At 72.2% G+C, this 14,368-nt stretch carries 12 protein-coding genes; 8 read left to right on the forward strand and 4 right to left on the reverse strand.

Features of this window, described 5'->3' with window-relative positions; translation table 11 throughout:
* The first annotated feature begins 3 nt into the window (after window positions 1–3).
* The 6 genes from ACIGXP_RS38020 to ACIGXP_RS38045 all read left to right on the forward strand — a co-directional run bounded on the left by ACIGXP_RS38020 (window position 4) and on the right by ACIGXP_RS38045 (window position 6,805).
* Window positions 4–1,593 (forward strand): acyl-CoA carboxylase subunit beta, encoded by a 1,590-nt coding sequence (locus ACIGXP_RS38020; RefSeq protein ID WP_363215303.1) that lies wholly within the window; start codon window positions 4–6, stop codon window positions 1,591–1,593.
* A 256-nt stretch (window positions 1,594–1,849) separates the two neighbouring features.
* Window positions 1,850–3,115, forward strand: a complete 1,266-nt coding sequence (locus tag ACIGXP_RS38025) for a beta-ketoacyl-[acyl-carrier-protein] synthase family protein (protein ID WP_363215323.1) — start codon at window positions 1,850–1,852, stop codon at window positions 3,113–3,115.
* Window positions 3,112–4,329 (forward strand): ketosynthase chain-length factor, encoded by a 1,218-nt coding sequence (locus tag ACIGXP_RS38030; protein WP_399776290.1) that lies wholly within the window; start codon window positions 3,112–3,114, stop codon window positions 4,327–4,329. The genes ACIGXP_RS38025 and ACIGXP_RS38030 overlap by 4 nt, the downstream gene beginning before the upstream one ends.
* A gap of 100 nt (window positions 4,330–4,429) precedes the next feature.
* On the forward strand, window positions 4,430–4,654 hold the full coding sequence (locus ACIGXP_RS38035) for an acyl carrier protein (protein ID WP_399776369.1): 225 nt from the start codon (window positions 4,430–4,432) through the stop codon (window positions 4,652–4,654).
* Between the two features lie 154 nt (window positions 4,655–4,808).
* Window positions 4,809–6,593 carry an acyltransferase domain-containing protein gene (locus ACIGXP_RS38040; protein WP_399776292.1) on the forward strand — a complete coding sequence of 595 codons (1,785 nt, stop codon included), beginning with the start codon at window positions 4,809–4,811 and terminating at the stop codon, window positions 6,591–6,593.
* A 5-nt stretch (window positions 6,594–6,598) separates the two neighbouring features.
* On the forward strand, window positions 6,599–6,805 hold the full coding sequence (locus ACIGXP_RS38045; protein ID WP_363215300.1) for a DUF6059 family protein: 207 nt from the start codon (window positions 6,599–6,601) through the stop codon (window positions 6,803–6,805).
* A gap of 39 nt (window positions 6,806–6,844) precedes the next feature.
* On the opposite strand, the gene ACIGXP_RS38050 is transcribed toward ACIGXP_RS38045, so the two are convergent.
* A complete protein-coding gene (locus ACIGXP_RS38050; RefSeq protein WP_399776295.1) occupies window positions 6,845–8,215 on the reverse strand; it encodes a hypothetical protein in 1,371 nt (456 codons plus the stop codon).
* Window positions 8,216–8,563: 348 nt separating this feature from the next.
* Here ACIGXP_RS38050 and ACIGXP_RS38055 point away from each other — a divergent pair, with 348 nt between their 5' ends.
* A complete protein-coding gene (locus ACIGXP_RS38055) occupies window positions 8,564–9,295 on the forward strand; it encodes a ferritin-like domain-containing protein (RefSeq protein ID WP_399776297.1) in 732 nt (243 codons plus the stop codon).
* A 97-nt stretch (window positions 9,296–9,392) separates the two neighbouring features.
* Here the strand turns inward: ACIGXP_RS38055 and ACIGXP_RS38060 are convergent, their stop codons facing one another.
* Window positions 9,393–9,833: a hypothetical protein gene (locus ACIGXP_RS38060; protein WP_363215297.1), complete on the reverse strand. Its 441-nt coding sequence runs from the start codon at window positions 9,831–9,833 to the stop codon at window positions 9,393–9,395.
* 305 nt (window positions 9,834–10,138) lie between these two features.
* Here ACIGXP_RS38060 and ACIGXP_RS38065 point away from each other — a divergent pair, with 305 nt between their 5' ends.
* Window positions 10,139–11,461, forward strand: a complete 1,323-nt coding sequence (locus ACIGXP_RS38065; protein WP_399776299.1) for a TolB family protein — start codon at window positions 10,139–10,141, stop codon at window positions 11,459–11,461.
* A 22-nt stretch (window positions 11,462–11,483) separates the two neighbouring features.
* Here ACIGXP_RS38065 and ACIGXP_RS38070 read toward each other — a convergent pair whose 3' ends face one another.
* Both ACIGXP_RS38070 and ACIGXP_RS38075 read right to left on the reverse strand, forming a co-directional pair.
* Entirely contained in the window at window positions 11,484–11,669 is a 186-nt protein-coding gene (locus ACIGXP_RS38070; protein WP_399776301.1) for a helix-turn-helix transcriptional regulator, read from the reverse strand.
* Window positions 11,670–11,738: 69 nt separating this feature from the next.
* Window positions 11,739–14,354, reverse strand: coding sequence for an ATP-binding protein (locus tag ACIGXP_RS38075; RefSeq protein ID WP_399776303.1), 2,616 nt, complete (start codon window positions 14,352–14,354; stop codon window positions 11,739–11,741).
* Window positions 14,355–14,368: the final 14 nt, after the last annotated feature.

Below are 14,368 nucleotides of genomic sequence, written 5' to 3' on the forward strand. Positions count from 1 at the left end.
CCGATGACGATCCTCGACGACCTCACGGTCACCTCGACCACCCCTGACCTGCGCCGGGCCGCCGCCGAACTGCGCCGTATCAAAGAGGAAGTGAGCCGCGGCCCCGACCCCGACGCCACCCGGCGCCAGCACGCGAAGAACAAACTCACCGCCCACGAACGGCTCGCGGTCCTCTTCGACGAGGGCACCTTCACGGAGATCGAACCGCTGCGCAGGCACCGCGCCACCGGGTTCGGCCTGGAGGACAGAAAGCCGCACGGCGACGGTGTGATCACCGGCTGGGGCCTGGTCCACGGCCGTACCGTCTTCGCGTACGCCCATGACTTCCGGGTCTTCGCCGGGGCGCTCGGCGAGGCCCATGCCGCCAAGGTGCACAAGGTGATGGACCTGGCCGAGTCGGCCGGAGCACCCCTGGTGTCGCTCAACGACGGGGCCGGCGCCCGCATCCAGGAAGGCGTCACCGCGCTCGCCGGCTACGGCGGGATCTTCCGCCGCAATGTCGCCGCCTCCGGGGTCATCCCGCAGATCAGCGTGATGCTCGGCCCGTGCGCCGGGGGCGCCGCGTACTCGCCCGCGCTCACCGACTTCGTGTTCATGGTGCGCGAGACCGCGCAGATGTTCATCACCGGACCCGACGTCGTGCAGGCGGTCACCGGCGAGCGGATCACCCACAACGGCCTCGGCGGCGCCGAGCCGCACGCCACCGTCTCGGGCGTCTGCCACTTCGCGTACGACGACGAGACCGAGTGCCTGGAGGACGTACGGTTCCTGATCTCCCTGCTGCCGTCCAACAACCGTGAACTGCCGCCCGCCGCACCGGCCGGCGACTCCGCGGACCGGCGCACGGAGGCCCTGTGCGACCTCGTACCCGCCGAGCCGGGCCGCTCCTACGACGTCCGCGCCGTCATCGCGGAACTCGTCGACGACGGGGAGTACTTCGAGGTCCACGAGGCATGGGCGCGCAACGTGGTGTGCGCGCTCGCCCGCCTCGACGGGCACACCGTCGGCATCGTCGCCAACCAGCCCGCCGTGCTCGCCGGTGTGCTCGACATCCACGCCAGCGAAAAGGCCGCCCGCTTCGTCTCCACCTGCGACGCGTTCAACATCCCGCTGGTCACCCTGGTCGACGTGCCGGGCTTCCTGCCGGGCGTCGACCAGGAGCACAACGGCATCATCCGGCACGGCGCGAAACTGCTCTACGCGTACTGCAACGCCACCGTGCCCCGGATCTCCGTGGTGCTGCGCAAGGCGTACGGCGGCGCCTACATCGTCATGGACTCCCGCTCCATCGGCTGCGACCTGTCCTTCGCCTGGCCCACCAACGAGATCGCCGTGATGGGCGCGGAGGGTGCCGCGAACGTCATCTTCCGCCGGGAGATCAACGCCTCCGATGACCCGGAGGCGGTGCGCGCACAGCGCATCAAGGAGTACCGGACCGAGCTGATGCACCCCTACTACGCCGCCGAACGCGGCCTGGTGGACGACGTCATCGACCCGGCCGAGACCCGCTCCGTACTGATCCGCTCCCTGGCCGTGCTGCGCGGAAAAAAGGCCGAAATCCCTGCTCGCAAGCACGGCAACGGTCCCACCTGAGGGCCCGCGGAGACAGGTCCACGCGTACACGAGCCTCCGTCGAGGACCGGCACGTTCCATGGGCTCACCGGATACGGCGGCGTGCCACAAGCGGCCGGCCGTCCGGGCCGGCCGGCCGGGGCGAGTTCCCATCCACGGCAGCCCCGGCCGCCGCGACACCGCAGTGCTCCGGACGAAGGGATCGACAGTGGCCCGCACAGTTCCATCCGGCAGGGAGTGCGCGAAGCACCCCGCCCCGTCGAAGGCGAGGTAGATGATGCGTCGAGTTGCCATCACCGGACTGGGTGCCGTGGCCCCTGGCGGGATCGGCGTCAAGGAGTACTGGGACCTGCTCACCGCCGGCCGTACCGCCACCCGCACCATCTCCTTCTACGACCCCTCCCCGTTCCGCTCCCGGGTCGCCGCCGAGTGCGACTTCGACCCGCTGGCCGCCGGCCTCTCCCAGCAGGAGGCCCGCCGCCTGGACCGGGCCGCGCAGTTCGCGGTCGTCTCCACCCGTGAGGCGCTCGCCGACAGCGGCCTGGACACCTCGGCCCTCGACCCGGGCCGGATCGGCACCTCCCTCGGCAGCGCGGTCGGCTGCACCACCAGCCTGGAACGCGAGTACGCGGTGGTCAGCGACGGCGGCCGGGAGTGGCTCGTCGACCACGAGTACGCGATTCCCCACCTGTACCGGCACTTCGTGCCCAGCTCCATGGCCGCCGAGGTGGGCCGGGCGGCCGGCGCCGAAGGACCGGCGGCCGTGGTCTCCACCGGCTGCACCTCGGGCCTGGACTCGCTCGGCCACGCGGTGGAACTCATCCGCGAGGGCACCTGCGACATCATGATCGCCGGCGCGACCGAGGCCCCGATCTCCCCGATCACCTCCGCCTGCTTCGACGCCATCCTCGCCACCACCCCGCGCAACGACACCCCCGAGAGCGCCTGCCGCCCCTTCGACAGGACCCGCAGCGGCCTGGTCCTCGGGGAGGGCGCGGCCGTACTGGTGCTGGAGGAGCTGGAGAGCGCCCGGGCGAGGGGCGCGCACATCTACGCCGAGATCGCGGGCTTCGCCCAGCGCTGCAACGCGTACCACATGACCGGGCTCAAGCCGGACGGCCGCGAGATGTCCGAGGCCATCGACGCCGCCCTCGCCGAGGCCCGGCTCGACCCGGCCGCGATCGACTACATCAACGCGCACGGTTCCGGCACCAAGATGAACGACCGCCACGAGACGGGCGCGTTCAAGCGCAGCCTGGGCGAGCACGCCTACCGGACCCCGGTCAGCTCCATCAAGTCGATGATCGGGCACTCGCTCGGCGCGATCGGCTCGCTGGAGATCGCCGCCTGCGCCCTCGCCATGGAGCACGGCGTGCTGCCGCCCACCGCCAACCTGCACGAGCCGGACCCCGAACTCGACCTCGACTACATCCCGTTGACCGCCCGGGAGAAGAGGACGGACGTCGTTCTCAGCGTGGGCAGCGGCTTCGGCGGCTTCCAGAGCGCGATGGTCCTCGCGCGACCGGAAAGGAGCATCGCATGACCACGACCACCGTGGTGACCGGCCTCGGCATCGCCGCGCCCAACGGTCTGGGCACCGAGGACTACTGGAAGGCGACACTGGCCGGCGAGTCGGGCATCGGCCCGGTCACCCGGTTCGACGCCACCCGCTACCCGTCCCGGCTCGCCGGCGAGGTGCCCGGGTTCGTCGCCGAGGAGCACATCCCCAGCCGGCTCCTGCCGCAGACCGACCACATGACCCGCCTCGCCCTGGCCACCGCGGAATGGGCCCTTCAGGACGCCGGCCTGGACACCGGGGAACTGCCCGAGTACGGCATCGGCGTGGTCACCTCGGCGTCCGGCGGTGCCGTCGAGTTCGGCCAGCGCGAGCTGCAGAACCTGTGGAGCAAGGGCAAGGAACACGTCAGCGCCTACCAGTCCTTCGCCTGGTTCTACGCCGTCAACACCGGCCAGATCTCCATCCGGCACAAGCTGCGCGGCCCCAGCGGCGTCCTGCTGACCGAACAGGCCGGCGGCATCGACGCGATCGGCCAGGCCCGCCGCCATGTCCGCAAGGGATTCCAGGCGGTCGTCTCCGGCGGCGTCGACGCGGGCATCTGCCCCTGGGGCTGGGTCCCGCAGCTGGCCACCGGCCTGCTGAGCACCGAGCAGGACCCGGCCCGCGCGTTCCTGCCCTTCTCCGCCGACGCGAACGGATACGTGCCGGGAGAGGGCGGCGCCATCCTGGTCGCCGAGGACCTCGCGGCGGCCCGCGAGCGCGGCGCCTCCCACATCTACGGCGAGATCGCCGGGTACGCCGCCACGCTCGACCCCGCCCCCGGCTCGGGCCGCCCGCCGGGCCTGGCCAGGGCCGCCCGCACCGCCCTCGCCGACGCCGGACTCGCCCCCGCCGACATCGACGTCGTCTTCGCGGACGCCGCCGGGGTCCCGGACCTGGACCGGGCCGAGGCCGAGGCCCTCGCGGAGGTGTTCGGCCCGAACGCCGTACCGGTGACGGCGCCCAAGTCGCTGACCGGGCGGCTGCTCGCCGGCGGCGCCGCCCTCGACGCGGCCACCGCGCTGCTCGCCCTGCGCGACGGGGTGATCCCGCACACCGCGGGCGTCGACTCCGCCGCCGGCCACCCGATCGACCTGGTCACCGGGGCGCCCCGGGAGGCGGACCTGCGCACCGCACTGGTTCTCGCCCGCGGCCACGGCGGCTTCAACGCGGCACTCGTCGTACGCCGCACGGCGTGAACCGCCCTCAGTGAGCCAGGCACCACACCCATCACCCAACGGAGGACCCACCGTGACCACCACCACGAGCACCACCGTCACCCTGGCCGACCTGACCCGGATGCTGCGCGAGAGCGCCGGTGAGGAGGAGGGCGTCGACCTGGACGGCGACGTCCTGGACACCCCCTTCCTGGAACTCGGCTACGACTCGCTCGCCCTGCTGCAGGTCATAGGTGAGGTCCAGCGCACCTACGGCATCAGCGTTCCGGACGACGCCGTCGTCGACGCCGAGACCCCCCGCGCGCTGCTCGAACTCATCAACTCCGCCCAGGGCGACGCGGCCTGAGCCGGAGTGCGGGCCGCCCCGATTCCGGATCCCCCGCCGCCAGGGGCGGCCCGCACTCCTCCTTCCCCGACCCGACCCACCCCCCACGCCCCCTGGTTCCTTTCGATCCTTGCCCCACCGGCCGCGGCGGTCCGCGGCCCACGAGGAGGTACCCATGCCGCTGACGGCTGACAGCGCGGTGATCCGGAGGCTGATGGTCCGTCCGGGCCCCGCGGGAGAGGACAGGGCGCCCGTGCCGGCGTCGGCCGCCGCGGTCTCGGCGGTGCTGCGGGCCTTCGGCCGCTCCCCACGCGACCTGCCCGTACGGACCGTCGTCTACGTCGGTGCGCACGCACCCGACCCCGCCCTCGCCCCCGAACACGAGGGCTTCGCGGTACGGACCGCCTCGGCGCCCGGCCGCGCCCTGCGCCTCGCCCACCAGGAACTCCACGACGGCACCGCCGACTTCGCGCTCGTCGCCGGATTCGACGAACCCGAGGCCGGGACCATCACGGTCCACGCGGTCAAACGCGCCGCGGAGGCGGTCGCGGACGGCGACACCGTCCTCGGCATCCTCGACCCCGCCACCCCCGCAGACCCCGGCACCGCGCCCGAGCTGATGCCCCTGACGCACGGCCACCGCGCCACCGACCCCGGCCGGCACCGGCTGCTGCTGTGGTCGGGCCGGGACGAACAGGACGAGCAGCGGGTGCGGGGCGAACTGCTGCCCCTGCTCTCGGGCCTGCACCACGAGGCGTTCCCCGCGCTGCCCACCGTGGTGCCGTGCGGCACCGAGCCCGGACCGGTGCGCGGCGCCGCCGTCACCGTGGCCGCGCTGTCCGCCGCCGCCGTGCACAAGGCGAAGGCGGTCACCGCGGCCAGGCCCCGGCCCGTCGCCCTGCTCTTCCCGGGCCAGGGCTCCCAGCACCACGCCATGGCGGCCGGTCTGTACGGGCGGGAGCCGGTGTTCACCGCCGCCTTCGACGCGGCCGTGTCCCACATGGGCGACGAGGGCCCGCGGATCCGCGCGGACTGGCTCACCGACGGCCGCCCGCTGATCCCCGTCGACGACGTACGCCGCGCCCAGCCGCTGCTGTTCGCCGTCGACTACGCACTCGGCCGCATGGTGATCGGCTGGGGAGTGCGCCCCACCGCGGTGCTGGGCCACAGCGCGGGCGAACTCGTCGCCGCCACCATCGCCGGCGCCGTCGCCCTGCCCGACGCCGTCGCCATGGTCATGGAACGCGTCCGCGAGGCGGTGAGGATCCCGCCCGGCGGCATGCTCGCGGTCGCCGCGGAAGAGCACCGCCTGCGCCCCTACCTGCGCGACGACGTGGCCGTTGCCGCCGTCAACGCCAACCAGCAGACCATGCTGGCCGGTCCCGCCGAACCGCTCGCCGAGATCGCCCAGGCGCTCCGTGCGGACGGCCTCACCGTGGTCACCGTACCGGCGACCAGCCCCTTCCACTCCCCGGCGATGGCCCCCGCGTCCGAAGCCGTGGAGGCGGCCTACCGGAACATCCCCCTGCGCCCGCCGACGCTGCCGCTGTACTCCGGGTACACGGGAGAACTGCTGCGCCCCGAGGAGGCGGTCAGCCCCCGCTTCTGGGCCCGCCAGATCACCGACACGGTGTACTTCAAACAGGCCCTGGAGTCCCTGCTCGCCGCCGACGACATGCTCCTGATCGAGGCGGGCCCGCGCCAGACCCTCACCGCCTTCGCCCGCCGCCACCGCGCGGTACGCCTCGGCGCCAGCGCCGCCGTACCGCTGCTCCCGGGCCGCCCCGGCACGGCGGAGGCCGACCGCCAGTCGGTCCTCACCGCGGCGGCCAGGCTGTGGACCGAGGGCCACGCCCCCTCCCCGGTCGCGCTGTCCGCCCTGTGGACGTGGAGCGCCGGCCCGCACACCGGCGCCGAGGACACCGCCCCCGCCCCCCGGCTCGCCGCGGCGACCTCATGAGGAGCATGACGGCGACGAGAGCGCTGCGCGTCCTGAAGGCGATCTACGGCACTCTGATGGCGGCGGGCCGCATGTACGTCTGGGTCCCCCCGGAGGACCCCCGTCCCGGCCACTGCGACCCCCCGCCCCTCCACCCCGAACGCCTGCGCCCCGACCTCCCCCTGACCGCATACGAACGCGCCCTGGAACAGGAGCTGACGGCCCAGGACTGAGCCGTCGCACAACGGCCCGGGACCGACATCCGGACAGGCTCACGCCGGCGCGAAGACGAACAGGCCCGCGTCCGTGCCGACGTAGCCGTAACCGGTCGCCGTGTCGACGGACGGGATGTTCTCCTCGGACAGGTTCTTCGCCAGCACCTTCTTCGTCCGGGTGTCCACCGCGATGCCGGTGTCGGTGGCGCTCTTGTCGTCCGTCACCCCGTACAGCACCGACCCGTCGGCCGTGAAGCGGACCGGGTCGAGGGTGTGTTCGCCGTCCTGCTGCTCCCACAGCCGCTTGCCGTCGGCGGTCTGCCACACGGCGGTGCCGGGGAAGTCCTCGAACTTGACCACGTCCCGGGCGGCGAGGTCGCCGGAGGGCGAGAACAGCACCTCCGCCGCGCCCTTGTACGAGGTGAGGAGTGCGCCGCTCTTCAGGTCGTACCAGGCGTGGATCCAGCTGCCGGAGGAGAGGGAGGAGCCGGCCTTCCAGCCGACGAGGACCTTGCCGCCGGAGATCCGCAGAATGCGTTTCTCCTCGCTCTCGGGGTGGCCCTTGTCGTCCAGTTCCACACCCTCGGGGATCTTCGCGTCGGCGGTGCTCCACACCTGCTTGCCGGTGGCGAGTTCGTTGAGCGTGATCTGCTCGGGCTCGGTCTGGTAGTTGCTGGCGTTCAGGAAGCCCGGGTAGTAGCCGCCGCTGATGAGCGGGGCATGGGCCACCGAGGCGTCCGCCTGCCCGGTCTCGGCGTCGTAGGTGCAGCTGGCGAGGGTGCCGGTGCAGGTGACCGTGCGGGACGGGCCGCCGTCGACGGGCGTGAGGCGGAGGGTGTCGCCGGCCTTCTCGACGCGGTAGCCGTCCAGCAGGGTGCCCCGCTCGTACGAGGGGACCTTGGCGAGCTCGCCGCCGTCGGCGCCGTACAGGGTGGCCGTGGTGGTGGTCCTCGCCTCGGTGAGGCCGTCGGACTTGCTGGTCGTGGAGGAGGTCACAGCCACGACGGGGGCGCCGTCGTGCCAGGTGACCGCCTCGACCGTCCTGGCTTTCACCTTCAGCGCCTTGCGGACGGCGCCGGTCTTCACGTCGCGGAACTCCAGCGTGAGGGGCTCGGCCTCCTCGGAGTCGGACAGCATGCCCTCGGTCGGCGTGCCGGCGTAGTCGCCCCGCGCGTCCTTGGCCAGCAGCAGGGTGGAGCCGAGGTCGAGTACGCCGGGTGCCGAGGTGCCCTCGGCGGGCAGGCTCCAGGCGGGCCGTGCGGCGAAGCCGGGCAGCGCGGGCCCGCGGTAGGCGGGGCCTTTCACGGCGCCTTTGGCGGCCGGGGCGGGCGCCGTGGCCTTGTCGCCGCCGGCCGTCGCATCACCGCCACCGTCACCGCCGCACCCGGTCAGCAGCGCCAGGGACAGCGACATCCCGATGAGCGACATCCCCCTGACCGCGCCGCGCGCCCCCGCATGTGTACCGCTTGTGTGGTTCACAGATCACACTCCCCCGTGTTCATGACATAGCGGGGGGTGATCCTAGCGGAATGATGATCTTCCATTGGCGACGGGCGATCGGGCATCGCCGCCACGGCCCGCCGTCGTCCGGGGGCCGTTTCACGGCCGGCAGCCGTCGGATCTGGAGTCCGCCTGGGCCCCCGGAGGCGGGACAGCAGAATGGGCACCGTTCCGGGGCGGTTCCGGCGCCGCCCCGGCATGGGGAACGGTTCGGCGCCCGCCGGCGTCGTCCCTCTCCGGGGGACGGGTGGCTGTGCCCCGGAGAGGGGAGACCGGGTGCACACGGACGGCTTCGCCAAGTGGACACGGCGGTTCGAGGACGAGCGCGAGCGCAGGCACGCCCAGGGTGACCCGGACTGGGGGCAGAGCGCGACGCTGCATCCGGCGGTCTGGGCCAGCATTCAGCGCTTCCAGGTCGGCGAGGACGGTGACGGCGCCAATCTCGTCGGCAAGGCGGACGAGGCCGGCGACGGCGACTACGCGCAGGCGGTCCGGCTCTTCGTCGCCGAAGAGCAGAACCACGCCCGTCTGCTCGCGCGGTTGCTGGCTGCGGGCGGCGTACCGACGCTGACCGGCCACTGGAGCGACACGGCATTCGTACGGCTGCGGCGTCTCATGGGCCTGCGCATGGAACTGCTCGTGCTGATGATCGCGGAAGTGGTGGCACTGCGTTATTACCGGGCCCTGCGCGAGGGCACCGACGACGCGCTCACCTCCGATGTGGCGGGGCGGATCCTCGCCGACGAGCAGCGCCACGTCCCGTTCCATTGCGAGCGGCTGCACGCCTCCCTGGCGGAATTGCCCCGCGTGATGCGCCGCCCGGTGATGTCCCTGTGGCGGCTTCTCCTGCTCGCCGTCTCCCTCGTCGTCGCCGTCGACCACGGTCCGGCGCTACGACGACTCGGCATCGGACGCCTGCGCTTCCTGGCCGATGTCGCGGCCTCGTCCGGCGCGGTCGTCTCCGCGGTGCTGGCCCCCCTCCCGGATGCATGGACGAGCGCGGGCTGAAGGGGGGCCGCGCCGGAACCCGAGTGGCGGGGCGCAGTCGCTGCAGTCATCGAGGCCCACGTTGCCCTGACTTCGAGGCGAAACCCGCCATGAGTCGTCACGACTTGGCAGTGCAGCCCTGTGAGCTGTAGATCCACTCGGAATTGTGCATCTCGATGGACAGGTAGTACGTGTGGTCCTCCGGCAGATCCCCCGTGACGGGTCCGGCGGTGTACCCCGCGGTGTGTCCCTTGGTGCTCGCGACGCGGCCCGTGCTCAGGTGTGCCTCCACCCAGAACCCGTCGGACTCCGCGTCCGTGGCGTACAGAGCGTCACCCGGGCTGCCGCCGTAGGGGTCCTGGTCGAACAGCGCCAGGCCGACGTAGTGGCCGTCCTGGTTGTAGGCGACGGTTTCCCACTCGCTGGGCGACGTGAGGTGGACGCACTTGAAGGTGAAGGTCGGAGCCGCACTCGCAGTGCCGGTCCCGAGCGTCGTCGCTGCCAGAGCGAGCATCGACACGGCCGCGAACGAAGCGGCGGTTCTTCTCTTCCGAGCCATAAAAACGCAACTCCCTTGCTTGGATACGTACTTGCCGCTCATCTTTTGTCAACGACGGGCAACTCGCGCACCATATCTGCCCGGGAGCCCCCGCGACACCCTGAGAGCCCATCGTCCCGATGCCCGGACGACGGCGGACGGGGGCCGGTGTCGGGTGAAGCAGGCGTCGTTGTGGGCGCGGGTCACTGCGCGCAGCGCGCGACTCGTGGAGGTGTAGGGGGTTCCCTCATGCTTCGGCCGGGCCGACACGGAACGCTGATCGGACAACCGGCTGCCGTGGCGGCGAACCGAACAGAAGGACACCCATGAGACGTCTCTCCGTAATCCGCAACGCAGGGCGCGCAGTGCTCGCGCCGGGAATCGTCGCGGCGCTGTTGTCGGGCGGCGTCGCCCATGCCACGGATGCCGACCCGGGGCCCGCGGGCACGGTGCCGATCAGCAACTCCGCCGGCGGGCCGTCGATCTCCGCCGACGGCCGCTACGTGGCTTTCGCTTCCCTGGCAAGGGATCTGGTGGCGGGCGACACCAACCGAGCGTCCGACGTGTTCGTGCGCGACCGGCAGACCGGCGTCGTCACCAGGGTCAGCGTCGACTCCGCGGGCAACCAGGCCAACGACACGAGCCTGAATCCGTCGATCTCCGCCGACGGCCGCTACGTCGCGTTCGAGTCCACGGCGTCGAACCTGGTGTCCGGCGACACCAACCGCTACCGCGACATTTTCGTGCACGACCTGCAGACCGGTGAGACGAGCAGGGTCAGCGTCGGCAGGCACGGCGAGCAGAGCGACAGTGAGAGTTTCCATCCGTCGATCTCCGCCGACGGCCGCTTCGTCGCGTTCGACTCTCCCGCGTCGAACCTGGTGTCCGGCGACACCAACGACATCCACGACGTCTTCGTGCGCGACCGGCAGACCGGTGAGACCACCAGGGTCAGCGTCGACTCGAACGGCCGCCAGGGTGACGACATCAGCCAACTGCCGTCGATCTCGGCGGACGGCCGCTACGTCGCCTTCTCCTCCGGGGCGAGGACACTGTCCCTGTTCCCCGACAACAACCATGCGGACGACGTGTTCGTGCACGATCAGCTGACCGGGCGCACCGACCGGATCAGCGTCGGTCCCGACGGCAACGAAGGCAATTCCGCCAGTCGCACGGCGACCATCTCGGCCGACGGCCGCTACGTCGCGTTCGAATCCACCGCGTCGAATCTGGTGGCGGGTGACACCGGCGGTCCGTACGACACCGACATCTTCCTGTACGACCGGGTTGCCCGGACGACGACGCAGGTGAACCTCGGCCCCGATGGCCTGAGCGACAGCAGCACCCCCGGCCAGGAGCGGACGACGCTCTCCGCCGACGGCCGCTACATCGCGTTCGTGTCCGGCGAGGACAAGCTGGTGACCGGCGACACCAACTCAAGCTGGGACGTGTTCGTGCGGGACAGGGTGACCGCCACCACGACCAGGGTCAGCGTCACCAATGACGGCTCGCAGAGCGATGGCTACAGCTACAGCCCCTCGATTTCGGCCGACGGCCACCACGTCGCTTTCACGACCAGTGCGACGAACCTGGGCGGTGACGGCACCAGCCGGAAGTTCAACCTGTACGTACGCGACCTCGGCAACTGAGTCGTCGGCCGCCGTGGCGTCCTCAATCACGCGCCGCGGCGGCCCACACGCCGGCCAGAGCAGCACGACCGGAGACGCCGACCTTCGCGTAGACCCGGCCCAGGTGGACTTCGACGGTCCTGGGACTCAGGTGCAGCCGGAGGCCGATGTCCCGGTTGGTCAGGCCGTCCGAGACCAGGTTGACGATCTCGACCTCACGGGCGGTCAAGTCGAAGCGCTGGGCGCCCCTTTCGGGCCGCGGGCCGCGCGCGTTCAGGCGCCGCTCCTCACGCGCGACCTACGGCAGGAACAGCTGCGCGTCACACCGGGTGAACAACGCGCGGGCGGACACGAGGTGCGTACGGGCCTGGTCGAGCGCCCCGCTGCCGCCGAACGCCGTCGCGGCGAGCAAGTGTGCCCGCCCGGCCTCCACGGCCACCCCGATCCGGCCGAACGTGCCGGCAGCGGCGACAGCGAGCGGTGCGGCTGCCGCCGGATCCGTCGGCAGCGTGGCGATCGCGCGGGCCTGCTGTGCGATGGCTGTGCGCAGCGGAAGCTCGAGCCGACCGGCCGCGTCCTCCGCCCGGTCGGCCCATGCCGCGGCCGCGGCAACCCGGCCGGCCGCGACCTCCGCCTCCGTGAGCAGCAGGTACACCAACGGCCTGGTGCGCAGGCCCACCGCGGGCAGCTCGGCCCCACCGCCACTGGTGAGCAGCAGCTCGATGCAGGCGTGCGGATCACCCGAGTGCAACATCGCCTGCGCCAGCATCGCCTCGGCCTGGCCACTGCGCCAGGAACTCATGGCCGTCGCCTGGTCGTCGACGACGATGGCCTCCTTGCCCAGGCGGATCGCCTCGGCCAGGTCGCCGCGCCAGGTGGTGATCCAGCACCCGAAGGTCAACGCCATGACGCGCAGCTCCTCGCTGCCGGTCAGTTCCGCCGACTCCAGGCTGTCGTCGAAGCAGGTCGTCGCCGCCGCCAGCTCGCCGAGGTAGGCATGCACCATGCCGCGGATCGCGGTCAGCAGCGCGATCTTGTGGGACTGCCCGCTCGCGCGGGCCAGTTGCAGGCCGCGGCTCATGTGCCGGCTCGCCGCCGTGAGCCGGTCGGCGGAGATTTCCGACCAGCTCAGCCAGAACGCCGCATCGATGTCGCGGACCAGGTCGCTGTCGGGCAGCGCGTCCAGGAGTGCGGCCGCCTCGTCCAGCCGGTCCGCCCGCCGGTCGATGAGCGTCGCGGCCGACAACGCCGTCGCCAGCAGCATCGGATCCCCGACTTCCCGCGCGGCGGCGATCGCCTCGGCCACCCGGTCCTGTCCGTGTTCGCGCTCGGCACTTTCACCGGCGACGAGTGCGACGAGCAGGACGGCCGCCGCGTGGGCGTCCACACCTTCGACGCGTTTCCACTCGCTGTGCAGCATCGCCCTGGCCTCGGTGTAGCGCCCAAGAATCTGCTCCACCGTCGCACAGGCCCGCACTGTCTGTGCCCGGATCCGGGTGAGTTCGGCAGGCAGGAGCCGCAGCACCTCGTGCATGGTTTCCCTGGCCTGCCGCAGGTCGCCCGTGGCGCCGAGTGTCTGCGCCAGCCGGCCCAGCAGGATCAGGCGCTGCGGCGTGGCCGACTCCGAGTCGGGGAGCAACCGGATGGCCGCCCGCAGGAAGTGCCCGGCGGTCGTCGGCGTGGTGTGCATCGTCGCCTCGGCCGCCTCGGTGAGCGCCGCGACCGCCTCCAGGTCACCGCGGACGGCGGATCGCTCCACGTGCCGGGCGAACTCGGCCGGCGGCGTGCCCCGGCTCCGGAGTGCCGAAGCGGCCCGGCCGTGTGCCTGAAGCCGCCAGCCGGGACCGGCGTCCTGGTAGGCGACGCTGCGCACCAGCGGATGCCGGTACCGGAACCGGCCGGTCGCGCCGTCCAGCCGCACCAGGTCACGCTCGGCGAGCCGGTCGAGCGCGGCGAGCACGGACCCGGCGTCCATGGCCGCTGTCTCAGCGAGCGAATCGGCCTCGAAGTCGTCGCCCACGACCGCGGCGGCGTGCGCGACGACCCGCTCCTGCGGGGTCAACGCGGCCAGCTCCGCGGCGAGCACCGCGTGAACCGCCACCGGGATCGCCCCGTCGGGGTGGAGCGCCGCATCACCGACGGCGATACCCCGCTCACCGGCCCGCACCAGGGCTTCCAGGTAGAACGGGTTTCCGCCACTGGCCCGGTAGAGCTCCTCCCGCCGGGAACGGCCCAGCCTTTCCGGCATGAGGTGGCCGGCGTCGGCTTGGCTCAGCGGTGCGAGTTCCAGCAGCTCGGCCGCCCCGTCGGTCACGGCGCGGGACAGCGCGTGCCACAGCCGCAGCGACGTCTGCCGCGGCCTGCCCGCCACCGCCAGGACCAGCCGCGCCTGGGGCGGGTGGCGCAAGAGGTGGTCGAGCAGCTCGACCGAACCCTCGTCCGCCCAGTGCAGATCGTCGAGGACGAGCACCAGGCCGGACGGCTCGGCGACCAGCTCCAGCAACGCCCGAACCGCCCGGTGCAGCCGGTACCGCTCCGCGTCGACCAGGTCGGCGGGACCGGCAGCGGGAATCGCCGGGAACACGGTCGCGAGAAGTGCGAGCCGCTGCCGTCCGAGGGCGGCGAGACGCTCCGGGCCCAGCTCGGCGAGCTGGTCGTCGAGCGCGTCGACGAACACACCGAACGGGATGTGGGACTCGAACTCCGCCGCGCGTGCGCTGCGGACCGTCCATCCTGCTGTGTCCGCGAGCTTCCCCAGCTCCGTCAGCAGCCGGCTCTTGCCGATCCCCGGTTCGCCGGTGACCGCCACGCACCAGGGGCCACCTTCGCCCGCCAGCACCGCCCGCAGGATCGCGACTTCTCGCGCCCGGCCGGGCAATCCGCCGACGGGCTCCCCTCTCGCTGCGTCAGTCATGCTGGCGTCGACTC

The organism is Streptomyces sp. NPDC053069, from assembly GCF_044546895.1.
Taxonomy (GTDB): domain Bacteria; phylum Actinomycetota; class Actinomycetes; order Streptomycetales; family Streptomycetaceae; genus Streptomyces.